This is a genomic window from Nocardia sp. NPDC055002 (genome assembly GCF_053608825.1).
The window spans coordinates 786012-809171 of sequence record NZ_JBSGWE010000001.1 but is presented as its reverse complement, the minus strand read 5'-3'; the positions used below and the strand labels follow the sequence as shown (position 1 = coordinate 809171).

Annotated in this window: 23 protein-coding genes; 9 read left to right on the top strand and 14 right to left on the bottom strand. The window is 67.6% G+C overall.

Annotated elements, in window-relative coordinates:
- Positions 1-42: 42 nt before the first annotated feature.
- Together ACWF99_RS03890 and ACWF99_RS03885 are read right to left on the bottom strand one after the other, a co-directional pair.
- Entirely contained in the window at positions 43-1332 is a 1290-nt protein-coding gene (locus tag ACWF99_RS03890; RefSeq protein WP_378631235.1) for an acyl-CoA dehydrogenase family protein, read from the bottom strand.
- 2 nt (positions 1333-1334) lie between these two features.
- Positions 1335-1976, bottom strand: a complete 642-nt coding sequence (locus ACWF99_RS03885; protein WP_378631237.1) for a TetR/AcrR family transcriptional regulator — start codon at positions 1974-1976, stop codon at positions 1335-1337.
- 234 nt (positions 1977-2210) lie between these two features.
- Here ACWF99_RS03885 and ACWF99_RS03880 point away from each other — a divergent pair, with 234 nt between their 5' ends.
- Positions 2211-4388, top strand: coding sequence for a malate synthase G (locus ACWF99_RS03880; protein WP_378631239.1), 2178 nt, complete (start codon positions 2211-2213; stop codon positions 4386-4388).
- A 97-nt stretch (positions 4389-4485) separates the two neighbouring features.
- Here the strand turns inward: ACWF99_RS03880 and ACWF99_RS03875 are convergent, their stop codons facing one another.
- Both ACWF99_RS03875 and mbp1 read right to left on the bottom strand, forming a co-directional pair.
- Positions 4486-5055, bottom strand: coding sequence for a hypothetical protein (locus ACWF99_RS03875; protein ID WP_452534524.1), 570 nt, complete (start codon positions 5053-5055; stop codon positions 4486-4488).
- 106 nt (positions 5056-5161) lie between these two features.
- Entirely contained in the window at positions 5162-5404 is a 243-nt protein-coding gene (gene mbp1 / locus ACWF99_RS03870) for a microaggregate-binding protein 1 (RefSeq protein ID WP_452534522.1), read from the bottom strand.
- 94 nt (positions 5405-5498) lie between these two features.
- On the opposite strand from mbp1, the gene ACWF99_RS03865 reads away from it, so the two are divergent.
- The 5 genes from ACWF99_RS03865 (at position 5499) to ACWF99_RS03845 (ending at position 9598) form a co-directional block, all read left to right on the top strand.
- Positions 5499-6386 (top strand): TetR/AcrR family transcriptional regulator, encoded by an 888-nt coding sequence (locus tag ACWF99_RS03865; protein WP_452534521.1) that lies wholly within the window; start codon positions 5499-5501, stop codon positions 6384-6386.
- A 220-nt stretch (positions 6387-6606) separates the two neighbouring features.
- Positions 6607-7410: a HEAT repeat domain-containing protein gene (locus ACWF99_RS03860; RefSeq protein ID WP_378631245.1), complete on the top strand. Its 804-nt coding sequence runs from the start codon at positions 6607-6609 to the stop codon at positions 7408-7410.
- A 48-nt stretch (positions 7411-7458) separates the two neighbouring features.
- Positions 7459-7761: a hypothetical protein gene (locus tag ACWF99_RS03855; protein ID WP_378631247.1), complete on the top strand. Its 303-nt coding sequence runs from the start codon at positions 7459-7461 to the stop codon at positions 7759-7761.
- The gene (locus ACWF99_RS03850; protein WP_378631248.1) at positions 7751-8131 is read left to right on the top strand and encodes a hypothetical protein; all 381 of its coding nucleotides are present in this window, start codon (positions 7751-7753) and stop codon (positions 8129-8131) included. Before ACWF99_RS03855 ends, ACWF99_RS03850 begins: the two co-directional genes overlap by 11 nt.
- Positions 8132-8224: 93 nt before the next feature.
- Positions 8225-9598 carry an FAD-dependent oxidoreductase gene (locus ACWF99_RS03845; protein ID WP_378631249.1) on the top strand — a complete coding sequence of 458 codons (1374 nt, stop codon included), beginning with the start codon at positions 8225-8227 and terminating at the stop codon, positions 9596-9598.
- Between the two features lie 11 nt (positions 9599-9609).
- On the opposite strand, the gene ACWF99_RS03840 is transcribed toward ACWF99_RS03845, so the two are convergent.
- Genes ACWF99_RS03840 through ACWF99_RS03820 form a run of 5 tightly spaced genes read right to left on the bottom strand, consistent with a single transcriptional unit; the run spans position 9610 to position 15674 of the window.
- Positions 9610-10983 (bottom strand): hypothetical protein, encoded by a 1374-nt coding sequence (locus ACWF99_RS03840; RefSeq protein WP_452534518.1) that lies wholly within the window; start codon positions 10981-10983, stop codon positions 9610-9612.
- A gap of 9 nt (positions 10984-10992) precedes the next feature.
- Positions 10993-11829 carry an ABC transporter permease gene (locus tag ACWF99_RS03835; RefSeq protein WP_452534516.1) on the bottom strand — a complete coding sequence of 279 codons (837 nt, stop codon included), beginning with the start codon at positions 11827-11829 and terminating at the stop codon, positions 10993-10995.
- 20 nt (positions 11830-11849) lie between these two features.
- Positions 11850-12797, bottom strand: a complete 948-nt coding sequence (locus ACWF99_RS03830) for an ATP-binding cassette domain-containing protein (protein ID WP_452534514.1) — start codon at positions 12795-12797, stop codon at positions 11850-11852.
- Positions 12794-14137, bottom strand: a complete 1344-nt coding sequence (locus ACWF99_RS03825; RefSeq protein WP_452534512.1) for a glycosyltransferase — start codon at positions 14135-14137, stop codon at positions 12794-12796. The genes ACWF99_RS03830 and ACWF99_RS03825 overlap by 4 nt, the downstream gene beginning before the upstream one ends.
- A gap of 4 nt (positions 14138-14141) precedes the next feature.
- Positions 14142-15674 carry a condensation domain-containing protein gene (locus tag ACWF99_RS03820; protein ID WP_452534510.1) on the bottom strand — a complete coding sequence of 511 codons (1533 nt, stop codon included), beginning with the start codon at positions 15672-15674 and terminating at the stop codon, positions 14142-14144.
- Positions 15675-16459: 785 nt separating this feature from the next.
- On the opposite strand from ACWF99_RS03820, the gene ACWF99_RS03815 reads away from it, so the two are divergent.
- On the top strand, positions 16460-17026 hold the full coding sequence (locus ACWF99_RS03815; RefSeq protein ID WP_452534508.1) for a hypothetical protein: 567 nt from the start codon (positions 16460-16462) through the stop codon (positions 17024-17026).
- A 78-nt stretch (positions 17027-17104) separates the two neighbouring features.
- Complete coding sequence (locus ACWF99_RS03810; RefSeq protein WP_378631260.1) at positions 17105-17506, top strand: YybH family protein; 402 nt, start codon at positions 17105-17107, stop codon at positions 17504-17506.
- Here ACWF99_RS03810 and ACWF99_RS03805 read toward each other — a convergent pair whose 3' ends face one another.
- Positions 17507-17848, bottom strand: coding sequence for a hypothetical protein (locus ACWF99_RS03805; RefSeq protein WP_452534506.1), 342 nt, complete (start codon positions 17846-17848; stop codon positions 17507-17509).
- Positions 17849-18048: 200 nt separating this feature from the next.
- Between ACWF99_RS03805 and ACWF99_RS03800 the strand changes: the two genes are divergently transcribed.
- A complete protein-coding gene (locus ACWF99_RS03800; protein WP_378631263.1) occupies positions 18049-18753 on the top strand; it encodes a 2'-5' RNA ligase family protein in 705 nt (234 codons plus the stop codon).
- On the opposite strand, the gene ACWF99_RS03795 is transcribed toward ACWF99_RS03800, so the two are convergent.
- From ACWF99_RS03795 to ACWF99_RS03780, 4 genes are all read right to left on the bottom strand, one after another.
- On the bottom strand, positions 18743-19081 hold the full coding sequence (locus tag ACWF99_RS03795; protein ID WP_452534504.1) for a 4Fe-4S dicluster domain-containing protein: 339 nt from the start codon (positions 19079-19081) through the stop codon (positions 18743-18745). The genes ACWF99_RS03800 and ACWF99_RS03795 overlap by 11 nt on opposite strands.
- On the bottom strand, positions 19078-20670 hold the full coding sequence (locus ACWF99_RS03790) for an FAD-binding protein (protein WP_378631266.1): 1593 nt from the start codon (positions 20668-20670) through the stop codon (positions 19078-19080). Before ACWF99_RS03790 ends, ACWF99_RS03795 begins: the two co-directional genes overlap by 4 nt.
- Before the next feature lie 94 nt (positions 20671-20764).
- Positions 20765-21700, bottom strand: coding sequence for a TauD/TfdA dioxygenase family protein (locus ACWF99_RS03785; RefSeq protein ID WP_378631267.1), 936 nt, complete (start codon positions 21698-21700; stop codon positions 20765-20767).
- Between the two features lie 108 nt (positions 21701-21808).
- On the bottom strand, positions 21809-23149 hold the full coding sequence (locus tag ACWF99_RS03780) for an LLM class flavin-dependent oxidoreductase (RefSeq protein WP_452534502.1): 1341 nt from the start codon (positions 23147-23149) through the stop codon (positions 21809-21811).
- Positions 23150-23160: the final 11 nt, after the last annotated feature.

Genomic DNA, 23160 nt, shown 5'->3' with positions numbered 1-23160 from the left:
GCGAGGCAGGCTAGTTCGTGCCTACCCCGCGATCGGGGACCTTCAGTGGTTGCCGACCTCGTGTTCGAGCCTGCGCGCCACCAGATCGCGGGCTTGTTCGCGCAGTGCCGGCCGGTAGCCACTCGGATACACCGGGTCTCCCGGCGCGTAGTTCTTGAGCACTTCCTTGGCGAGAGTGATCTTGTGTACCTCGGTCGGGCCGTCGGCGATGGCCATGACCTCGGCGTAGGTGGTCATGTCGAGGAACGGCAGGTCGGTGCTCACGCCCATCGCGCCGTGCAGATGCAGTGCGCGGCGGGCGATGTCGTTCATGACGGTCGGCATGGCGATCTTGATGGCGGCGATGTCCTTGCGGACGGCGCGATAGTCCTGGGCCTGGTCGATGCGCCACGCGGTGCGCAGGACCAGCAGGCGGAACTGTTCCATCTGGATCCAGCTGTCGGCGATGCGCTCCTGGGTCATCTGGAAACCGCCGACGACACCTTTGCGGGCCGGGCGCGACACCGCGCGCTCGCACATCATGTCGAAAGCCTTGCGCACCAACGCGACCGTGCGCATCGCGTGATGCACGCGGCCGCCGCCGAGCCTGGTCTGCGCGACGATGAACCCCGCGCCTTCCGCGCCGAGCAGATGATCGGCGGGCACCCGGACGTCGGTGAATCGCAGATGCCCTTCGTGTTCGCTGAACCCGGGCACGGTGAAGTTGCGCACCAGCTCGAGCCCGGGCGCGTCGGCCGGCACGATGAACATCGACAACCGCTGGTGCGGTTCGGCTTCGGGGTCGGTCACGACCATCACGATGTGGAAGGTGGCGAATTCGGCGGCGGAGTTGAACCACTTCTCGCCGTTGATGACCCACTCGTCGCCGTCGCGCACCGCGGTGGTGCGGAACGCGGTCGGGTCCGAGCCGCCGGTGGGCTCGGTCATCGCGTAGCAGGAGCCGATCTCGCCGTCGAGCAACGGCTGCAGGTACTTCGCCTTCTGCTCCGCGGTGCCGAAGTGCGCCAGGATCTCGGCATTGCCGGAATCCGGTGCCTGACAACCGAAGACGAGCGGCGCCCACATCGAGGTACCGAGCACTTCGTTGAGCAGCGCCAGCTTGAGCTGGCCGAAACCGGGACCGCCGAGCTCGGGACCGAGATGGCAGGCCCACAGGCCCTGATCCTTGACCTGCTGCTGCAGCGGCCGCATCAGCGCCCGGATCTCGGGGTCGGCGCGGTCGTAGGGATTGGGGTAGAGCAGATCCAGGGGCTCGACCTCGGTGCGAACGAACTCCGCCACCCAGTCGAGCTTGCGCTGGTACTCCGGATCGGTCTCGAAATCCCAAGCCATGGTCAGCCTTTCGTGTTGTCGCCCGTGGCGCGCAGCCCGGACAGGACGGTGTCGGTGAGGATGTCGGCGATCGCGGCGGGGGAGTGGGTGCCGCGCTCGCGGTACCAGTAGCCGAGGGAATTGAGCATGCCGAGCATGCCGTTGGTGACGATGTGGTCGGCCGTGCGTAGTTGGCCGGCCGCGTGGCCCGCGTCGATCACGTCTTGCCAGTGGCGCTGCAGGCGGTCGCGCAGCTGCTGGAGCACGACCGCGTGTTCGTGAGTGAGTGCGTCGGCGTCACGCAGGTGCACGGCCACCGCGCGTCGATGGGTGACGATCAGCTCGACGTGACTGCGAATCAGCCGGCGCAGCGTCTCGACGGGTTCGGCATCGGTCTCGATGATGCGTTCGGCATCGGCGAGCAGCAGCCGGGTGTAGTCGCGCAGGATCGCCCACAGCAGGTCTTCCTTGGATCCGATGTGGTAGTACAGCGCACCCCGCTGGACGTCGGCTTTCGCGCCGATCTCGGCGACGCCGGTGGCGTGGAATCCGCGTTCGGCGAACAGCTCGAGCGCGGCATGGTGGATCCGCTCGCGGGTGTCGGCGCGCTCGGTGGCGCGGGGGCGTCCGCGACGGCGCACGGGGGATACCGGTTCGGTGGTCACGGCGCCTCCGTTCGGTCCGGCACACGACTTAATGTTCCAGTCAGTACATTAATTGCCCGCGCACCTACAATCAAGGGGTGTCCCGCCGCGCCCACGCCTCCGACCTCGGTGGCTCGGCGTGGCGGAATGGGCGGAGGCCGCAGGGCGTTCGAACCCACACGAGGTGTCACCTCTACCCACGGGTAACATGACATCGACTTTTCCCACCCGGTTTTCACCAAAGTGAGGCAGTAGATGACAGAGCGGATTCAGGTCGGCGGGCTCCAGGTGGCGAGCGTTCTTCACGATTTCATCGAGAACGAGGCGCTCCCCGGTACCGGCGTAGATTCCGCCGCGTTCTGGGCCGGTGCCGAGCAGATCATCAACGACCTCGCCCCGCGTAACCGCGCTCTGCTCGCTGAGCGCGACGAGTTCCAGGGCAAGCTCGATGCTTGGCACGGCGAGAACCCGGGCACCGGCTACGACAAGGCCGCCTACAAGCAGTTCCTGACCGAGATCGGTTACCTGCGGCCCGAGCCCGCGCCGTTCCAGATCGGCACCGGCAACGTCGACACCGAGATCGCCACCACCGCGGGCCCGCAGCTCGTGGTGCCGGTGATGAACGCGCGCTTCGCGATCAACGCCGCCAACGCGCGGTGGGGTTCGCTCTACGACGCGCTCTACGGCACCGACGCCATCCCCGAGGCCAACGGCGCGGAGAAGGGCAGCGGCTACAACCGCGTGCGCGGCGACAAGGTCATCGAGTGGGGTCGTAACTTCCTCGACGACGCCGTCACCCTGATCACCGGTTCGCACCTCGGCTCGGCGTACTACAAGATCGTCGACGGCGAGCTCGAGATCGGTCTGGAAGACGGCACCGACATCGGCCTGGCCGACCCGTCGCAGCTCGTCGGCTACCTCGGCGACCCCGAGGCCCCCACCTCGATCCTGCTCAAGCACAACGGGCTGCACATCGAGATCCAGGTCGACGCCACCTCGCCGATCGGCTCCACCGACACCGCCGGTGTCAAGGACATCGTCCTCGAGTCCGCGCTCACCACGATCATGGACTTCGAGGACTCGGTCGCCGCGGTCGACGCCGACGACAAGGTCGTCTGTTACCGCAACTGGCTCGGCCTGATGAAGGGCGACCTGGCCGAGGAAGTCTCCAAGGGCGGCAAGACCTTCACCCGCACCATGAACCCCGACCGCGTGTTCACCGCGCTCGACGGTTCCGAGCTGGTGCTGCACGGTCGTTCGCTGCTGTTCGTGCGCAACGTGGGCCACCTGATGACCTCCGACGCGATCATCGACGCGCAGGGCAACGAGGTGCCCGAGGGCATCATGGACGGCCTGATCACCTCGCTGATCGCCGTGCACTCGCTCAACGGTGACAACACCCGCCTCAACTCGCGCACCGGTTCGGTCTACATCGTGAAGCCGAAGATGCACGGCCCCGACGAGGCCGCGTTCACCAACGAGCTGTTCGGCCGGATCGAGGACGTCCTCGGCCTGACCCGCAACACCCTCAAGGTCGGCATCATGGACGAGGAGCGCCGCACCACGGTCAACCTCGCCGCGTCGATCGAGGCCGCCAAGGATCGCGTGGTGTTCATCAACACCGGCTTCCTCGACCGCACCGGCGACGAGATCCACACCTCCATGGTGGCCGGGCCGATGGTCCGCAAGGCCGAGATGAAGGCCCAGACCTGGATCACCTCCTACGAGGACTGGAACGTCGACACCGGCCTGGCCAAGGGCCTGCCCGGCAAGGCGCAGATCGGCAAGGGCATGTGGGCCATGCCCGACCTGATGGCGGGCATGCTCGAGCAGAAGATCGGCCACCCCAAGGCCGGCGCCAACACTGCCTGGGTGCCCTCGCCGACCGCTGCCACCCTGCACGCCACCCACTACCACCTGGTGGACGTGTTCAAGCAGCAGTCGCAGATCGCCAAGGGCGGCCCGCGCGCCACCGTCGACCAGATCCTCGAGATCCCGCTGGCCCAGTCCACCGACTGGACCGACGAGGAGAAGCGTCAGGAACTGGACAACAACTCCCAGGGCATCCTGGGCTACGTGGTCCGCTGGATCGATCACGGTGTCGGCTGCTCCAAGGTGCCCGACATCAACGACATCGGCCTGATGGAAGACCGTGCCACCCTGCGCATCTCGAGCCAGCTGGTCGCCAACTGGCTGCGCCACGGCATCGTCACCGAGGCCGACGTGATCGCCAGCCTCGAGCGGATGGCCCCGGTCGTCGACCGCCAGAACGCGAACGACAAGACCTACCGCCCGCTGGCCCCGAACTTCGATGACAACATCGCGTTCCAGGCCGCCAAGGAACTGGTCCTGGAAGGCTGCACGCAGCCCAACGGCTACACCGAGCCGATCCTGCACCGGCGTCGCCGCGAGTTCAAGGCCGCGCAGAAGTAGTGCTGTCGAGTTCTTGAAAAGTAGCTCGTAGCAGCTCTTTTCGTTCGAGGCCCCGCATCGGAGACATCCGAGGCGGGGCCTCTGTCGTCACCGGAGATCACCCGGCGTCGCATCCGATCCCGTCGCTATCGTTGCTGAGCCGGTGCGGGTCTGCGGGCGCGACAACGACATGTCCCGGATGGTCGCTGCCGTCGGGATCGGGGCCCATCCGCTGATGCGCGGTCGTCGACCCGATCTGTTGCGGGGGAGGAGTGAGGTCGCGCGGCGGCGGTATCGGCCGACCGGGCGGGCGAATCGTGATGCCTGGCCAGGAAATGCCGCGAACTCCACCGGGGCCGCGAGCGACGCGTATTCCTTCAGCGGTGATCCGCGGGCGGTAGATGGTTGCGCGGTGACCGAATGCCGGGTCGAGATCGATGGAGTTGAACAGCCCCATCCTCGTCAACCACAGCGAGGCGCGAACTACCTCGTCCTCGGTGAGCGATTCACCCGGCCAGCAGACCGACGCCCCGACGACGAAGGCGCCGAGCACCGGCAGCGGGTTGTCGAGGAGGTCTTCGTTGTGTGCCCATTTCAGTACTGCCTCGCGCACAGCCCATTGTCGGTCGGAGTAGCCGGGCGTCGTTCTCGCAGCGCTGTCCAGCCGCAGCATCGCAGGCCTTTCCATGGTGTCACTCCTCATTTCCGACCGAGTGGCTCGTGCCACCACGACTCCTATTGCTGGGCCGACGGGCTCGGCGGGTTCAACCGGCCGAGCCCGCTACCACGAGCTGTCAGTCCTGCTCGGCGGCGCGCTGACGTGCTTCGTTGGCCGATGCTTCGAGCCGTGCCTTCTCAGCCTCGGCTTCCTTCTCCGCGACCTCGCGCTGGGATTCGGCCTTGTCCTGCTGTGCACGGCCTTCGCGCTGTAAGGAGTCGTTGCCCACTACGGCGCCGGCGACCTCCTTGGCTGTGCCCTTCACGCCCTCGACGACGCCCTTGATTCCGGCCTCTACTCCACTGTCGTTGTCAGACACGACTGTCCCTTCCGTAGGCCCAATGTTTCCCCGTGTGACGCGAGCGCAACTCGGGGTGTGACAGCTCCACGGCTGCCGTTTACAAGATAAACATATGTCCGTTTACCTTGTAAACCTTCGTTTCGATCGCGGCCTGCCAGGGTGTGCTGAAACCAGCTGTGACATTCCCGGTATTCTGGGGTTGTGGTGGCGTGCTGGAAGACCAGGGCCCGAAGATTTTGACAGGAGCTCTGCCCTGAGCGAAGACACGATCGACTCGGGAGCCGAGCTGCGCGACAACCGTCCATCCGACGCGGGCACTCGGCCCACACGGCTGGACCGGGTCCTGATCCTGGAATCAGCGATTGCGCTGATCGATGAGGAAGGCCTGGGACATCTCACGATGCGCCGTCTGGGCTCGTGGCTGGGCGTCGAAGCCATGGCCCTGTACCGGTACGTTTCCGGGCGTGACGACCTGCTGGCAGGTGTGATCGATCACCTCGTCGACCAGCTCTACGAGCAGAACCTGATGGAGCCCGACGAAGAGGGCGGCAGCTGGCAGGGGTACCTGCAGCGCCTCGCGCACGGCGTGCGCCGTGTCGCGATCGAGCATCCGGAGGTCTTCCCGTTGATGGCCTCGAGCCCGCCGCAGGCGCCCTGGCTCTGCCCGCCGTTGCGCAGCCTGAACTGGATGGAATCCTTCCTCGATACGATGCTTCACTATGGCTTCGACGACCGTCAGGCAGTCCAGGTATATCGGTCTTTCGCGACCTTCCTGCTCGGCCACCTCCTCCTCGAAGTGGCGACCATGGGGGTCGAGCTGAGCCCGATCACCACTGCCGAGCCCGGACAGCACGAATCATCGGAGCTGGCCGACTACCCCAACGTTTATCGCCTGCAGAGCCACCTGGCAGCCAATCGTGCGGCCGATGAGTTCGAAGAATCCCTCGAGGCATTGCTCGACCGCCTCGAAGCGATGCGTCGCGCTCGACAACGCCCGTGAGTGGTGTGCGACGATGTCGCGCCCTGCGGGAACCGTCGCGCTGTCGGTTGGACGATCGCGGTGCTGTCGCAAGTCGCCTGGGCCGTGTTGTTTCTGGTCGTCTCCACGGTGGTGCTCATCTACTTCACTCAGTGGCCTCGTGAAGGGGTCGGTGTCGAGGCCAGGCACCGTGACCTGCGGTGTGTCGAGGATCCGGCGAGTTGCCAGGTACCGTTGGGCGGTGAACCCAGCTGACGTGCGACTACTCAAAGATGGCGACCTCGAGACCCGCGAGGAAAACTTGCGCCACCTGCTCGCGCGGGCTGAGGACGGCGATACGTCCGCCAAGGAGACACTGCGCGCGCTCGTGCGCGACTATCCCGACTACCACCGGTCGCTCTACAGCAGGGCATTGAACCGGGCGGAGGTCTTCGGTGACGACACCCTGCGCGAACCCCTGCTCGCGTCGCTTGCCGACACCCGCTACAACTGCCAGGCATGGGCGGCGATGGGCTGCGCGGCGCTCGGCATCCGTGAGGCGGTTCCCGGCTTGGTCGCGATGCTGGACCATCCACAGGACATCGCCCGCGACCAAGCGGTGATCGCCCTCGGCGCCCTCGGCGACGAATCGGTTGTCCCGGTGCTGGCGCCCCTGCTGCAGGACTCGATCAGCGGAATGCGCGAACGCACCGCCGAAGCCCTCGGCATGATCGGTGGCGACGCCGCACTGGCAGCGCTCTGGGATGAATTCGAGAACCGCCGCTACTACCGCATCGGCTACATCGCCAGCGCGTTGTCGGAGTTCGCTCCCGGCATCATCCCGAGACTGATCGAGGCGGCCGCCGGCGACGATCCCGACAAGCGGTACTGGGCGGCCGTCGCGCTCGGTTCGACCGGCGACGACCGCGCCGTGCCGACCCTGGAACGACTGATGGCCAACGATCGCGGCTCGACCGTCTTCGACGGCATGGTGAGCGTCGCCGCGAAGAAGGGCCTGCGCACGCTACGCCGAATCCAAGCCGCGATCGCCGCGCGCGAATCCTGAGTGCTCAGCGCGAGAAACGTTGTCGGTGGCGGGCGATAGTCTCGTCCGGTGTCAGTGAATATCGATGTCGCCCTGACTGTTCGGGGGCTCGCGAACGAACGCGAGTGGGTGGGAACGACCGACTTGCTCGTGGAGGTTTTCAAGGACGAGCGGCTGGAAGACGAGGTGTTCGTCTGGATGGGGGAGACCGAGGACGGTCTGTTCGTCCGCGCGGACTCGGACTACCCGGTGATCTTCAGCGGATTCTTCCGCTGGAGTGAGGCTTTCGAAGATCGCCTCACCCGTCGGGTGACAGCGCTCGTCCCGCAGGCCCGCGTGGCTTTCGACTGGGGGTATCCGGATGAAGAATGACGAAACCGGCCACGAGTGGGTCGATGTACTACCGGAAACAGCGCCGACGATACACAGAAATCTGGACGTGACGGTCGGCGGGCGCACCCTGACCACGCTCACCCGCACCCAGCTGAGCTATTGGATCAGCAAACTGAAATACAGTCGCGGCGGCCCGTTCATGACGGTATCCCGCCCCGACCACCCGGAATTCATCCAGACCTACCGCCACAGCGACACCGACTACTACCTCGAGATCCGCTCACCCGATTCCCGCGACGAACTGGCATCGACAACGTTGCGCGACGGTGAATCGGCCGCTGAGCTGATCTGGGAGTGGCTGGAACGCCAGGGAACCCGCCTGGGCGCAGGTGGATCCGGCAACTCATAGGATCTTCGACGGCCCTGGCCCGTGGAACTCGCGGAACCGGCGACTCGCGGTGCTGGTGGCCGAAACCACGACCAGCTCTCGTACGGTGGTGACATGGGCGCACGGATGGTGGTTGTCGGGGCGGATGCGACGGGGATGGCGGCGGCCTCGCAGGCACGCAGATTGCGCGACGCCGGTGAGCTCGAGATCGTGGTGTTCGAGAAGGGGCAGCATTCCTCGTATTCGGCGTGCGGGATTCCGTACTGGGTGGCCGGTGATGTTGCCGATGCCGACGATCTGATCGCGCGCTCGGTGGCCGAACATCGCGCTCGTGACATCGACCTGCGGATGCGGACCGAGGCTATCGAGATCGATCCGGTCGGGCGACGGGTCCTTTCTCGGGATCTCGACACCGGGGCCCAGGCATGGACGGGTTACGACCAGCTCGTGTTGGCCACGGGGGCGACACCGATCCGGCCGCCACTGCCCGGTATCGACGCCGAGGGCGTCTACGGGGTGCAGACCCTCGACGACGGGCAGGCACTGATCGAAGGTCTGGAGTCTGCCGGCGGGCGCAGAGCCGTCGTGGTGGGTGCGGGATACATCGGTGTCGAGATGGCTGAGGCGTTGGTGCGTCGGACGTTCGAGGTCACCATGGTCACTCGGGGCGCTGAACCCATGTCCACCCTGGATCCGGATATGGGTGCGCGGGTGCGAAAAGCCATGGAGGGGATGGGAATACGGGTCGTTCGCGGTACCGAGGTCACCGGCATGCGGACATCGGAGGACGGCAAGATCCGCGCCGTGACGACCGCCGACACCGAATACCCGGCCGACGTGGTCGTGCTCGGGATCGGCGTGCAACCGGCTACCGAGCTGGCGCGTCGAGCCGGGCTTCCCCTGGGGGAGAGCGGTGGTCTGCTCACCGACCTCGCCCAGCGCGTGCGCGGATACGACGACATCTGGGCAGGCGGCGACTGCGTGGAGGTGCTGGACCTGGTGTCGGGCACGCTGCGTCACATTCCACTCGGCACCCACGCCAACAAACACGGGCAAGTGATCGGATCGGGTGTCGGCGGCGGATACGCTACCTTCCCCGGCGTGGTCGGCACCGCGATGAGCAAAGTGTGCGACCTCGAGGTGGCACGAACCGGCCTCGGAGAGGACGACGCGCGGCGCGCGGGTCTGCAGTTCCACACCGTCACCATCGAATCCACCGGCCGCGCAGGGTATTTCCCCGGCGCGGAACCCATGACGGTGAAAATGCTCGCCGAACGCCGCACCGGCCGGCTGCTCGGCGTGCAGATCGTCGGCTACACCGGCGCCGCCAAGCGAATCGACATCGCGGCGGTGGCGCTCACCGCGAGAATGACCGTGGAGCAGGTGACCGCGCTCGACCTCGGCTACGCACCACCGTTCTCACCGGTGTGGGACCCCGTCCTCGTCGCCGCTCGCGCGGCTGTGCGTGCGGTGGCAACGGGTCACTGACCGCGTGGGAGTCACCAGAAGCGGGGGATGAGGCCCCACGACTCGAATTCTGCCGTCAGCAACTCGCGCAGGGCGCTGCGGCTGGGGAATCTGTCGGGGTCGGCGCCGGTGATCGCCAAGGTGACCGTGTGGCCATCGGTGCAGAAGGAGAGATTCACTCCTACCTCCACTCGGCGGAACATGGCGGTGTCGTTGGTGCAGACGACAGGGCGCATGAGGACCGAAGAGGCGTGGTGTCCCGCGAAATCGGCTACGGCACTCGCGGTTTCGCCGAGGTTGGTGCACAGGCATTCCGGTGCCTTGGCGGTGCGGGCGAAATGGCGGAGGACGAACCGGGGCAGGATCATCTGCAACGGCTGGAGGTGTTGCAGGGCGGGAGTGGTGGCCGGGTCTCGGTAGGCGGTGGCGGCGCGCTTCACGGCGGAGCGAACGGCGGCGAGGTCGATGCGTTCGCCGGTGCGGTAGGTCACCGAGATCGGCAGGCCGGTAGTGGCGTTGGCGCGGGGGTCGTCAGGGGTGCGCATCGAATGGGGGATGTCGACGCGGATGTCGGCGGTGTCGCCCACGCGCCCGCTGCGGCCGAGGACACCGGCGCCCAGCGCGATCAGGAGCCCGTTCGTGGTGCCGGAATGCCGTGCGGCGGCGGCGTTCCACTCCGCGAGATCGAGCTGGACCACCAGATCGGCCGGTGACCACCGGGTCGGGAGGGGAAGCTCGGGGAGGACGGGGCGGTTGTTGCGGTCCGGCTCGATCACGCCACGGGTGGCGATCGCCGCGCGAATCCCGTGTGCGACCGCGCGTAGCTGTCGACCGGCGTCGATGACATTCGCACCCAGGGTGTTTCGCGGCTGCGTCCCGACAAGCAGTCCCGAACCCGTGGTCACGTCCGGAGTCTCACCGAGCCGCGCCAGTGCGTCGCCCACGGCGAACAGCACCGCGCCGCCGTCGGATGCCACATGCGAGGTGACCAGCGACACCAGCGTCCCGCCCGCCGTGGTCGGTGCCGCGGACAGTCGCCACACCTGACCGGTCTCGGGATCGAAGTCGACCCGGCTCTGCGCGAAGTACCAGTCGAGGATCTCCTCGTCGGCGACGGGCACCGAATCCCAGCCCAGCGGAAGCGATTCCGTCGCGGGCAGCCAGTAGGGGCGGGCGAACGGTACCCGGGCCGGTTGCACACGCCGGGCCAGGAAACCCTGGGCCAACCGGGCGTGGAATCGGGCGAGCAGTTCAGGGTCGAGGGGCTCGTCGAACCGCCACGCAAGCTGATTGACCAGGGCGTTGCCGTAGAGGCTGTGCAGCTTGAGGAACAGGTCGTCATCGGCGGTGAGCCGGTTGACACCGACCCGGGAGATGACGGGCGGGGTCGACATGGTGAGTGTCATCAGAACTCCTCAGCGAGCACGCAGGGTGCGGACGGTCAGGGGCGCGAAGACGGCGGCGATCACGAGCGAGGCCACCACCGACCACAGGGCGTCGGTGCCGACGACGCCGTTCTCGGCGAGCCCGCGCACCGCGGACACCAGGTAGGACACCGGGTTGTAGTCGGAGACGTAGCGGAGCCAGGTCGGCATCGCCGACTCGGGCACCAGGGCGTTGGAGGCGAAGCTCAGGAAGGTGAGCACCAGCATCGACATACCTTGGACCGCGGCGGGTCTCGACACGGTGACACCGATGAACGCGAACAGCCAGCTGATCGCGGTGGTGGCCAGGACCACGAGCACCGCACCGGCGACGAACCCGACCGGATGATCGGGCCGATACCCCATCGCGAACCCCACGATCACCACCGTGGTCGCGGCGATGACATACCGGGTCGCCCCGGCCAGCAGGGCTCCGGCGACCGGTGCGGACCGGGCGATCGGCATGGCGACGAACCGATCGAAGACCCCGGACCGAATGTCTTCGGACAGTTGCACCCCGGTCGCGACCGACGATGTCAGCACGATCTGCACCAGCACGCCGGGAATCAGAATCGGCAGGTAGGCCTGCATGCTGCCCGCGATGGCGGTGCCGAAGATGCTGCCGAACAGCAACGGCCCCACGATGGGCAGCAGCAGTGCGTCGTAGAGCAACTGCGGGCTGTGCCGGAAGGTGAGCAGACCGCGCCACGCCATCATCAGCGACTGGAACAGCGAGGCGCGCAGGCTGACATGGGTGATCCGGGGGCGGCGGTCGATCGTCGGTGCCGCGGTGGGCTCGACGGTGATCTCGGCGATGGTGGCAGTCATGGTGGCCTCGGTCTTTCGGATCAGGCGGCGACGCGGTCGGTGCCGGTCAGCGCGAGGAAGACCTCGTTGAGATCGGGACGGTCGACAGCGAACCCGCGCAGTGCGATGCCCCCGCCACGGCAGGCGGCGACGATATCGGCGGCGGCGCCCGCGTCGGTGAGCGCGACGGTGAGCCTGCCCGCCGACGACCCTTCGGGCGACTGGCCGGTGAGCTCGACGATGATGGCCTCCGCGTGGGCGGACTGGGTGGGGTCGGCGAGTTCCAGGCGCAACACCTGATCGCCGATGGAGGACTTCAGTTCGGCCGCGGTGCCCTCGGCGACGATCGTCCCGCGGTCGATGACGGCGATCCGGTCGGCCAGCGCGTCGGCCTCTTCGAGGTACTGCGTGGTGAGCAGAACGGTCGCGCCGCGGGCGACCAGACGCCGGATCACACCCCACATCTTGTCGCGGGTGTGTGGGTCCAGGCCGGTGGTCGGCTCGTCGAGGAAGATCAGCGGCGGATCGGTGATCAGTGTCGCCGCCAGATCGAGCCGCCGCCGCATACCGCCGGAGAACTGGTTCACCGGCCGGTCGGTGACCTTCGACAGCTCGAACTCCTCGAGCAGTTCGACACTGCGGCGTGCGGCATCACGGCGGGACAGCCCGAGCAAACGCCCGAACAGCCGCAAATTCTCACCGGCGGTGAGGGTTTCGTCGACCGAGGCGTACTGGCCGGTGAGCCCGATCATCGAGCGCACGGCGGTCGCGTCGCGTGCGATGTCGTAGCCGAAGATCTCGGCGGAGCCGCGATCGGGACGGACCAGCGTCGCGAGCATGCGCACGGTGGTGGTCTTACCCGCGCCGTTGGGGCCGAGCAGGGCGAAAACGGTCCCCGCCGCGATGGTGAGGTCGACGCTGCCGACGGCGGTGAAATCGCCGTAGGACTTGCCGAGACCGGTGGTGCGGATGGCGATGTCGGTACTCACAGTTGCCTCCCGGCGGAATGGAGCAGTTCAGGGGCGTCCGGTGAACCCAGCAGCGCCTCGAGGGCATCGGCGGCTCGCTCGACACCGTCGGTGGGGAAACCGGCGGCCCAGGACGCCGCGCGCCCGACCACGTCGGGACGCGAGACCTGATCGAGTAGTGCGTCGAGGCGTTCGGCGGTGAGTTTCTTCGCGGGAATCGTGGCCGCGAGACCGAGTCGCTGCAACGCCTGGCCCCAGTAGGGCTGGTCGGCCTGGACCGAGCAGATCACCTGCGGCACACCCGCTCTCAGTGCGGCCGCTGTCGTCCCGGCGCCGCCGTGGTGCACGGCCACGACGCAACGAGGCAGTACCCGAGCGTGATCGACCTGACCGACGATCGCGACGGCATCCTCGAATCCCGGATCGATCGTCGCCCAGCCAGTCGCCAGCAGCAGCCGACGGCCCCGCCGGGCGCACACCTCGCGCACCATCGCGACGAAGGCAGCCGGATCGCCGACATCCATGGAACCGAACCCGACATAGATCGGCGCGGTTCCCGCATCGAGCCAGGAATCGAGATCCCCGGCCCCGGCCCCGGCCCCGGCCCCGGCCCCGGCCGCGGTGGCGGCAGGTGTGTGGCTCGCGAAACCTGCTACACCGGTGAGGAATCCGTCCACATCGGTCAGGAATCCCGTGAACGGGCCCGGCATCTGCTGCCGCACACCAGGGAACAGCCGCGGGTCATAGGCCTGGATTCGCGCAGTCGCCCCACCTTCGGCGGACGCTACCGAGGACGCTGTCGCCGCCCGAGCGGGCGGCGGCCCGCTCGGCAGAACGGGAGCCAACGCGGCCGCACGCGCCCGGGCCAGGAGCGACCACCCCCATCGGTGCACGAACCCGGGAAGTCGGTCCGCCCAGCGCACCGGCGTGACCGGGACCGCAGTGTTCGGCTGGATCGGGAAGAAGTGCACCGCCGCGAACGGCAGTCCGTGTGCCCGCGCCACCGACTCGGCCACTTCCTCGCCTGCCATCCCCGCGACCACCAGATCATGTCCGGGTGCCAGTGCGCGCAGGTCGTGAAGCTGCTCGGGCACTCCACGCCGTTGCAGATCGAACAGCGCCCGTAGCCGGGCGCGCGGATCGTGGCTGGTGAACCGTCGATCGGTGCGCTGCGCCACCAAGAGGTCGGCGGTATCGCAGCCGAACGGCACCGCCGGAACCCCATGGTCATGGGCGAAGGAGACGAGGTTCGGTGCGAGCGCCAGGGTCACGTCGTGACCGCGCTCGCGCAGCGCACGAGCCAGCAGGATGCCGGGTTGGGCGTCTCCTCGGCTGCCGGTGAAGGCCAACAGTGGGCGCATCCGCTCACCCCGCCTGCACGGCGACACGCAGCGTGTCGGCTCGCAGTGCTCGCGCATCGCTCGGCAGCGGTGCTTCCACCACGGCCGACGCCGACAGTCCGTCGGCTACCGCACCCGCAGGAACCGCTGCGGAGGGCTGTCCGGCGCCACCCTGGTCGACCGCCGGATCCGCGTGCACCGCGGCCGTGATCGACGACAGTGCCTGACCGAACGCGGTCAGGAACTCGTCCATGACCTCGGCGGGGAAGCCGGCGGGATACCGCGTCGACACGTACAGGCCGTCGGCGGCGCGCACAACCCACAGGAACACCTCGTCGGCCGAGTACGACTCGGCCCGCAAGGTCCGTCCGCGCAGGTCGGCGACCAATTCATAGCCGGGCAGTGCGCGGATGTCGAGGAAGGAGATGCCGAAACGCGGCGTCTCGGCGACATCGAGCAGGTCGAGAACGCGCGACCAGGAGGCGTCGTTGGCGGTGCGCGAACGACGCAGCGCGGCCCGCGCCAGATCCATGGCTCCGGCGATGCCGACACCGGGGGTGAGCGCGATATCGACCGGGACCACATTGACGAACCAGCCCATCGACTCCAGCCAGCGCAGATCGGGGCGGGTCGCGATCGGCATCGCGGTACGCATCCGGTCCGCGCCGAACCGCTGCTGATTGGCCACCGCCAGCGCGGCGAACACCGCCACCGACATCCGGTGCCGTACCTGGTCGAGGACTGCTTCGACCTGCTCGAGTTCGGGGAGATCGAGCAACCGTCGCGACACACTGGGCTGGGGCAGATCCGCGCGCGCGGGCCGCTGGGCCTGCGGGGCGAAGCGCGGCATGGCACCGTCGGCCAAGAATTCGCGCCACGTCGCGACCGCGGGCGAATCCGGACCGAGTTCGGCCGCGCTCGCGCGCTCCAGGACGGCGAAGTCGGCCGCGCTACCGAAGGTGACCGACTCGCGCGGCTCCTGGCCCGCCATGACCTCGCGGTAGAGCGTGCGCAGTTCGAGGATCAGGATGGCTTGTGCGTAGGCGTCCATCACGGAGTGATCGGCCGCGACGAGGACCGTGAAGTCTGCGGTGTCGGTGTGCTCGACCGTGGCGGCCAGGCAGTGCGGCCACACCAGTGGCGACAGGCGCTCTTCCAGTGTGCCGCGGAGGAATTCGTTGATCCGGGTACCGTCGGTGCATCCGGCGACGGGCTGTTCGGCGATGTCGACGGCGGTGGGCGCGGCGACGAGTCTGCGCGGCTCGCCCGCCGGTGCGATGGTCACCGTGGTGCGCAGACCCTCGTGCCTGGCATGCCAGCGCCGCAACGTCTCGCGCCAGGTGGGACCGTCGAGCGGGGCGTCCATCTCGAAGACGGTGCCGATCCAGCGCCCGCGACCGGGCAGCGGATCGGTGGGATCGACGCTCGCGCAGTAATCGGCGTGCACGCTGGTGAGCGGGCGATCATCGGGCTGCCACGCGTCGGCGGCGAGCTCGGGCGTCCACATCGACAAAGCGCCTGAACGGATTTCGAATTCGGACAGGTGGGTGTATTCCATGACCGGTTCACCTCGTGACGAATGCATGCCGAAGCGGCGGAAGGATGGGGGAGGAGAACACCGCACTGTGTCACCTGATGCGTTGAACTTCGGCGGTGAAACATTTCCGTGAAGCCTCGGCGAGATTGATCGTATATGTGAATCCGCTGAGAGCAGCATCGTGATGGGCATCACGGTTTAGCTGAACAAAACTCTGCCGCCTGCTGCTATTCGCGATCGAGGCATGGATTCACCTGTCCTGCATCAGGGTTGGAAAAGTGCGTATTCGGGTACGTGATTGTCTGTAGATATTTTGTTCATTCCGAATGGGATGATGTTTGTAGGCACCATCACACTCTTGGCAGCCGTCTGTGCAGGTGCGTTTCCCTGGCGTTCACCTGGCGCGATTCATATGGGCATTTCGCTATATGGCGACCGGTGCATCCGGTGATTGCCTGCCGGATTTATCCGGTCACGGCGGTCGGGCTCGTCATCGGAGACCATCATGGGCGCTGTCATCTGTCCGTTATCACAACGTTGCTCACTCGATGCCGGTTGCTATGGTGAACGCGCGAAGTGTTCGTTCGGATGTGAAGGAAGACAATGGGAAGCACTGCCCTCGACATCATGGCGTTGGTCCTCAACCGCGTCACCGAGTTCTGGAACTGGATGGCGACCGGATCGTCGGGATTCCCGCCGCTGTGATCGGCTGACATCACGTGGTGTCTGTGTGAAACCCCTGGAGGCCGTTGGCCTTCGGGGGTTTCGCCGTTCCTGCGGGTGCGGGTCGATCGTAGAGTGGGCTGATGACGACGGTGGGGACGGTTCAGGTGCCGCGGCGATGGTCGGTGGCGATGTGGGTCACCACCGGGGTCGCGATGGTCGCGATTGTGGTGATGGTGGTGGTCGATGCCACGCACATCGACGTTCTCGGCTGGGTTCTCGCGGTAGTGATGCTGCTGGCCTGCGGGCTGTCCTGGATGATTCTGGCGCCGATCGGGTGTGCTCGGTATCGGGAGTATCGAGCCGTCGCTGTCGCGCCGGTAGTGGTGATCGCCGGGCTGGGTCTGGTGTGGTTCGGGGTGCCGGAGAAAGTCGGGTGGTGGATATCGGCCGGCGCGATGACCGATGCCGCGCAGAGTTGCCGCGAATCCGAGGAAGAGTGGTTCGGTGTCATTCGGACCGACCGGGTCAGGTCCAGTGACGGCGGGTGCCAGTTCACTATCGATGACATGGCGATCGTGGGCGGTCTGGCCTACTTCCCGCCGGGAACTCCGCCGCCGGATCACGGCGGTGCGGGATATCAGCCCGTCTACACCCCCTATGACGGGAATTGGCACCGATTCGAGGTGACGATGCACGACCACCCCTGACCCCCGTGCCGAGTGTCCGATTCATGTCGGACCCCGGCGTTACCGTTGTCGCACAACCCGAGTCGAGGGAGGGTGGCGATGGCCGAGAAGATGCGCGAACGTGCGCAGCGCCCGGAGGATCTGAGTCGGCTGGTGGTCGAGCGATTGAACGCCGGTGATGTGGACGGACTCGTCGAGCTGTACGAGTCCGACGCGGTGCTCGCACTGCCCGACGGTGTCGTCGCGACGGGCGTGGACGAGATACGGGCGGCGTACGCGCGACTGGTCGCCGATCGACCGGTGTTCCAGCCCGGGCACCAGGCGCCCGCCTTGCTCGCGGGCGATCTGGCGCTGACGTCGTCGCGGTTGCCGGGAGGCACCGGCGCGACCGTCGAGGTGGCGCGCAGACAACCCGACGGGAGCTGGCGGTGGATTCTGGATCAACCGAACGCGCCCTGGGTGGTCAGCGAACCGGGAGAACGGGCGAACGTGCCCGGATGATCAGTTCGGGTTCAGGCCGGTCGCGAAGACGACGACGACCTTGTCGTCGGTCACCTCGCTGACCCGCACATCGGTGCCGTTGCTGGCCTGCGACTGGCCGACCGGAACCGTGATCTGCTGACCGCCGACGCTCAAGGTGACCATGTCACCGTTCACCGCGACGAGCTCCACGTCGATACCGAGAACCGAGGCTTTGGCGCTCACTCCACGATCGAAGGTGACGGTGCACCCGCTCACACTGCATTCGGAGGTGGTACCGGGTCCGGTCATCGTGCACGCGGAAACAGCGAAGGGAAGCAGGAGGGCGAACGCGGAGAGCGTGATCAGCCGTCGAACAGGCATGGCGTCAGTGTAGTGCGTCGAAGACACAACGGAACGGTCTCACCAGGTTGCCCGCCGATCACACCGGGAATACCGTCGCTGTGAGGTAGCTGGCATCGCAGCATCGGTGCCGATCGTGTCGGGCGGACGACCGGCCAGCCGGGTGTTCACCCCGCGGGTCGGCCGAGATCGGGAGGTGGCGCACGATGATCGTGAGCGAAATGACTGTTGCCAGTCGTTGGTGGTGGCGTCCGGGGTGGACGCCGGGTCGTTCGTTCTACAACTGGCAGATCATGCCGACCCAGCCGGTCGCCGACAAGCTGGTCGAGATCTTCGCGCCCACGATGTCACGCCTGCCCGGACTCGAACAGGTCGACGCCGCCCGGCTGCGGATCGGCGTGCAGGGCATCGGGTTCGCCGACGGGGTCAAAGGGGTGCACCTGGCGGCGCTGGTGGCGGGTGCCCGCGACCTGCTCGCCGAGCTCGCGCCGTTCCAGCTCGCCTTCGGGCCGCCCGAGGTCACCGCCGAGACGATCCGCTTGCCGGTCACCGTGTCGGAGGAACTGCTGCGGGTGCGCGCGGATCTGACCGACGCGCTGACCGATGTGTGGATCCGCGAGCGGATCCCCGATTTCGGGGAGCCGCTGCGTCCCTACCTGGCACTGGCCCACGTGACCCACCCGTCACCGGTGCACCAGATCCGCACCGCGCTCGCCGAGGACGGGTTCGCCGACTTCGCCCTCGACGACACCGTCTCGGCGGTCTCGATGGTCGAAATGCAGTGCGAGGACGGACGATACGACTGGTCCGACATCAGCACGGCCGAGCTGTTGCGTGAGCCGGACCCGGTCGTCGAGCGGAGCGTGTTCGACGACCCGCTGTTCGGTCCGCTGCGGCAGCCGACAGCGGCCGCGTTCAGGAGCTGAGCCGCGGCGGCGGCGCGCCGTGCGGGAGCCGCGGCCCCACCGCGAGCTGGGCCCCGGCGATGCGGCCGTGTCCCCATCCGAGATTCTCCCGATATCGACCGATGTGCTCGGTGGGGACCGCCGCGTCCGGCGGCAGCGGGGTCACCTCGGGCGCGACGTAGAGCGCGTCGGTGGGGCAGTACGCCTCGCACATGAAGCAGGTCTGGCAATCGGATTGCCGTGCGATAACCGGGATCCCGCCGTCGACGCGGTCGAAGACGTTGGTGGGGCAGGCGCTCACGCACTTGTCGCAGCCGATGCAGTCCTGCGCACGCAGTAGTTCGATCACGACGCCACCGCCAGACCCGAGTTGCGGGCGTCCGACGGATCGACCCACGGCCGGTCGAGACCACCCGAGTGCAGATGATGATGCTGGGCCGCGTCGAGGTCGGGATGATCGGCGCGCTTGCTCATGCCGCGAGTCTCGGTGCGCGCCAACGCGGATCGGTACATGAGACGTCCGACCGCGGTGATCGCCGCCGCCTGCCGAGCCCTGACCCGCTCGTCGCCGGTTCCGCCGCCGAGACCGGCTGCCGCGGCGTCCCACAGTTCGTCGAGGCGAGCCAGCGCGGGGCGCATCCGGTCACCGTGGCGCAGGTAGTTCTTCTCGAAGGGGATCAGTTCGTCCTGCGCGGCGGCGACGACTTCCGCCGCGGTCACCGACGGTGCGTCGCCGGGGCGCAGGCCGACTCCGCCGATGCCGTGCACCGCACCGGTGGATCGGGCCGCTGTCACAGCGTGTTCGGCGGCGCCCGTGCCGGCCCAGCTTCCCGACGACATCGCCCACGCGGCGTTGTGGCTGCCACCCCCGGTGAAACCACCGCAGATGCGTTCGCGGGTGGCCGCGTCCCCGGCGACGTAGAGGCCGGGAACCGTTGTCGCGCAGTCGTCGTCGACCACGTCGATGCCGCCGGTGCCGCGGACCGTGCCCTCGGCGAGCAGGTCGATCTCGAAGCGGTCGGTGAACGGATCGATCCCGCGCCGGTCGAACTGCAGGAAGAAGTTCGGCTGACCGACCCGCATCTGCGCCTGCACGGTCTCGTCCGCGCGGTCCAGCTGGGCGAACACCTTCTCCTGCAGGAGGGTTCGGGCGATCACCGAGCGGCCTTTCGTCGACCCCGCCTCCTCGAGCACCCTGCCGTCCTCGCCGAAGAAGGTGGCATAGCCGTAGTAGGCGGTCTTGGTGATGGTGGAACCCTTGGGCACGATGGCATAGGCATTGGAGAACTCCATGCCGGAGAATCGCGCGCCGGCCTCGGCCGCCATCAGCGCGCCGTCACCGGTGTCGACGTTGGTGCCGAGCGCACGCGAGAGGAACGCGCAACCACCGGTCGCGAGGACGACCGCTCCCGCGGTGATCCGGTAATCCCGGTCGAGTTGACGCTGGTAGCCCGCCGCACCGCGCACCGCGCCTGCTTCGTCGACCAGCAGTTCCAGCGCGGGGGAGTGGTCGTGGACCTGGACGCCGAGCCGGGTGAGCCACGCGCGCATCCGGCGCATGTACTCCGGCCCCTGGACGCCCGTCCGCAACTGCGCACCGGTGGCCGGGTCGACCGGGAACGGGTAGCGGCCCTCGACGGCGAGCCGGTTCATGTTGACGTAGGTCTGATCGAGGACGCGATCCATCCAGTAGTGGTCGGCGAGGTAGCCGCCGAGGGCTTCCCTGCTCGCTTTCGCGTTGGCGCGGGCCTCGGCCTCGGGTGCGACGTACCAGACGCCGGTGCCGGAAGGTGCTGTGGCGCCACTGGTTCCGCAGTAGCCCTTGTCGACCAGGATCACCTCGGCGCCTGCCTCGCGGGCGTGGATCGCGGCCCAGGATGCCGCGGGACCGCCGCCGATGACGAGCACGTCGGTCCTGGTGTGCCACGGTTCGGTCATTGTGTGCTCCTGTGTGTGTCGCGCGGGGAGGTGGTGGCCACCGAGGGCCGGGGATGCGGTGCCCGTATCGAAGACGCGGGCACCGCAACGGTTCTCAGGCGCCGGTGAACTTCGCGCCGGCGATCGGGGTGGACGACCGGCCGTCGACGCCGACCGGGATGTCGCCCTCGAGGGTGGTGCGGTAGAGGACCCGGGTGACGTCGAGGTGGTCGAGGTCGCTGGGGGCCAGATGCGCGGTGGCGCGGTTGTCCCAGAACGCGATGGAGCCCTTGGTCCAGCGGAAGCGGACGGTGTAGGCGGGATGGGAGATCTCGTCGAACAGCAGCTGCAACAGGGCATCGCTCTGCGGCGGGGTGAGCCCCAGGATCCTGGTGGTGAAGCCGGGGTTGACGAACAGCACGCGCTCACCGGTCACCGGGTGGACCCGCACGACGGGGTGTTCGGTCACCAGCGGCGCGGCGGCGATCTTGCGGGCGTACTCGCTGCCCGCCTCCCACGGCGGGATCCGGCCGCCGAAGCGGTGTTCGGCGCGCAGTCCGTCGAGGAAGGTGCGCAGCGATTCCGGCAGCCCGGCGTAGGCCGCGGCCAGGTTGGTCCACTGGGTGTCGCCGCCGGTCTCCGGTGCGATCTCGGCACGCAGGATCGAGGCCGCGGGCGGGTTGATCAGCGGCGAGACGTCGGTGTGCCACTGGTTGGTGTAGCTGAACTTCTTGCGACCGAACTTCTTCTCGTAGAGGCGACTGTCGACAGCGAGGATCTCCGGGTGCTCGGTGGGCGCGTCGTCGTCGTAGGGGTGCGACGGGGTGACCGCGCCGAAGCGGCGGGAGAACGCGATCTGTTCGGTGTGGCCGATCTGCTGGTCGCGGAAGAACAGCACCTTGTGCCGGTGCAGCGCCGCGGTGAGCTCGTCGACCTGGAAGTCGGCGAGTTCCTCGCGCAGGTCGACGCCGGTCACCTCGGCGCCGATGTGGCCCGCGACCGGGGTGATCTCGAGAGCGGTGACGACGCTGGGGTTTTCGATGGTGGTCATGTCGGTGGTCCTTCGTGGGAAGTCTGGTGTCGGAATGCGGGAGTCCTCATCCCCGACAGGAACTGCTCACCACCCGCATGAACTCGATATCGAGCCGGCGGGCGCGCATCAGGCGCTCACCCGTGAGTCCTGCTCGGCGAACTGGTTCTGCACCGGGGCGAGGCCGTAATGACCACGTAGCGTGGTGGATTCGTAGTCGGTGCGGAACAGTCCGCGTTCCTGCAGGATGGGCACCACGCGGTCCACGAATTCCGCCAGGCCGCCGGGCAGGTAGGGCGCCATGATGTTGAACCCGTCGGCCGCGCCCGCGTCGAACCAGCTCTGTAGTTCATCGGCTACCTGTTCGGGGGTGCCGGCGAAGGTGCGGTGACCGCGACCGCCGCCCAGCTTGCCGATGAGCTGACGCACCGTGAGGTCCTCGTTCTCGGCGAGCTGCTTGACCAGCGTGAACCGGCTCTTGCCGCCCTCGATCTCGCTCTCGGCGGGCAGCGGCGGCAACGGTGCGTCCAGCGCGTGTGCGGTGAGGTCGACGCCGAGCATCGAGGAGAGTTGGCGCAGTGCGTAATCGGGCGAGATCAGATCGGTGAACTCCTGCTCGAGCGCCCTGGCCTCCTCGACGGTGTCGGCGATGAACGGCACCAGGCCCGGCAGTACCTTCAAGTCGTCGTGTGCGCGACCGTATTTCGCCAGACGCGACTTGAGATCGCGGTAGAACCGCACGCCCTCGTCGAGGGTGCGCTGGGCGGTGAACACGGCTTCGGCGCGATGCGCGGCGAACTCCTTGCCCGATTCCGAGGACCCGGCCTGCACCAGCAGCGGACGGCCCTGCGGTCCACGGGGGGAGTTCAGTGGCCCGCGCACACGGAAGCGTTCGCCGGCGTAGTCGAGAGTGTGCACCCGGCTCGGGTCGGCGAAGACGCCGGTCTCGGTGTCGAGCACGATCGCCTCGGCCTCCCAGCTGTCCCACAGCGCCAGCGCCACGTCGACGAACTCCTCGGCGCGTTCGTAGCGGCGGGCGTGCTCGGGTATCGCGTCGAGCCCGAAGTTGTAGGCCTCGTCGACATTGCCGGAGGTGACGATGTTCCACCCGGCCCGGCCCGCGCTGATGTGGTCGAGCGAGGCGAACTTGCGCGCGAGGTTGAACGGTTCGTTGTAGCTGGTGGACGCGGTGGCGATCAGGCCGATCCGCTCGGTGACCGCGGCGATCGCCGAGAGCAGGGTGATCGGTTCGAACACGGTGAGGGTGTTGCGTTCGATCCGCGGGCCCACGGCGAGGGTGTCGGCGAAGAACACCGAGTCGAGCTTGCCGCGCTCGGCGATGCGGGCCAGCTCCTGGAAGTGGCGCACATCGAGGACGCGCTGTTCGTCGGTGCGGGGATGGCGCCACGCGGCCTCGTGGTGGCCGACGCCCATCAGGAAGGCGTTCAGGTGGAAGGTCTTGCGAGCCATGGTGATCTCCT

What these genes read in the sequence shown, in the direction of transcription:
- ACWF99_RS03890 (WP_378631235.1), bottom strand. Translation starts at nt 1,332, where the DNA reads ATGGCTTGGGATTTCGAGACCGATCCGGAGTACCAGCGCAAGCTCGAC.
- ACWF99_RS03880 (WP_378631239.1), top strand. Translation starts at nt 2,211, where the DNA reads ATGACAGAGCGGATTCAGGTCGGCGGGCTCCAGGTGGCGAGCGTTCTT.
- ACWF99_RS03875 (WP_452534524.1), bottom strand. Translation starts at nt 5,055, where the DNA reads ATGGAAAGGCCTGCGATGCTGCGGCTGGACAGCGCTGCGAGAACGACG.
- ACWF99_RS03865 (WP_452534521.1), top strand. Translation starts at nt 5,499, where the DNA reads ATGTCCGTTTACCTTGTAAACCTTCGTTTCGATCGCGGCCTGCCAGGG.
- ACWF99_RS03850 (WP_378631248.1), top strand. Translation starts at nt 7,751, where the DNA reads ATGAAGAATGACGAAACCGGCCACGAGTGGGTCGATGTACTACCGGAA.
- ACWF99_RS03845 (WP_378631249.1), top strand. Translation starts at nt 8,225, where the DNA reads ATGGGCGCACGGATGGTGGTTGTCGGGGCGGATGCGACGGGGATGGCG.
- ACWF99_RS03840 (WP_452534518.1), bottom strand. Translation starts at nt 10,983, where the DNA reads ATGACACTCACCATGTCGACCCCGCCCGTCATCTCCCGGGTCGGTGTC.
- ACWF99_RS03835 (WP_452534516.1), bottom strand. Translation starts at nt 11,829, where the DNA reads ATGACTGCCACCATCGCCGAGATCACCGTCGAGCCCACCGCGGCACCG.
- ACWF99_RS03825 (WP_452534512.1), bottom strand. Translation starts at nt 14,137, where the DNA reads ATGCGCCCACTGTTGGCCTTCACCGGCAGCCGAGGAGACGCCCAACCC.
- ACWF99_RS03820 (WP_452534510.1), bottom strand. Translation starts at nt 15,674, where the DNA reads ATGGAATACACCCACCTGTCCGAATTCGAAATCCGTTCAGGCGCTTTG.
- ACWF99_RS03815 (WP_452534508.1), top strand. Translation starts at nt 16,460, where the DNA reads ATGACGACGGTGGGGACGGTTCAGGTGCCGCGGCGATGGTCGGTGGCG.
- ACWF99_RS03810 (WP_378631260.1), top strand. Translation starts at nt 17,105, where the DNA reads ATGGCCGAGAAGATGCGCGAACGTGCGCAGCGCCCGGAGGATCTGAGT.
- ACWF99_RS03805 (WP_452534506.1), bottom strand. Translation starts at nt 17,848, where the DNA reads ATGCCTGTTCGACGGCTGATCACGCTCTCCGCGTTCGCCCTCCTGCTT.
- ACWF99_RS03800 (WP_378631263.1), top strand. Translation starts at nt 18,049, where the DNA reads ATGACTGTTGCCAGTCGTTGGTGGTGGCGTCCGGGGTGGACGCCGGGT.
- ACWF99_RS03790 (WP_378631266.1), bottom strand. Translation starts at nt 20,670, where the DNA reads ATGACCGAACCGTGGCACACCAGGACCGACGTGCTCGTCATCGGCGGC.
- ACWF99_RS03785 (WP_378631267.1), bottom strand. Translation starts at nt 21,700, where the DNA reads ATGACCACCATCGAAAACCCCAGCGTCGTCACCGCTCTCGAGATCACC.
- ACWF99_RS03780 (WP_452534502.1), bottom strand. Translation starts at nt 23,149, where the DNA reads ATGGCTCGCAAGACCTTCCACCTGAACGCCTTCCTGATGGGCGTCGGC.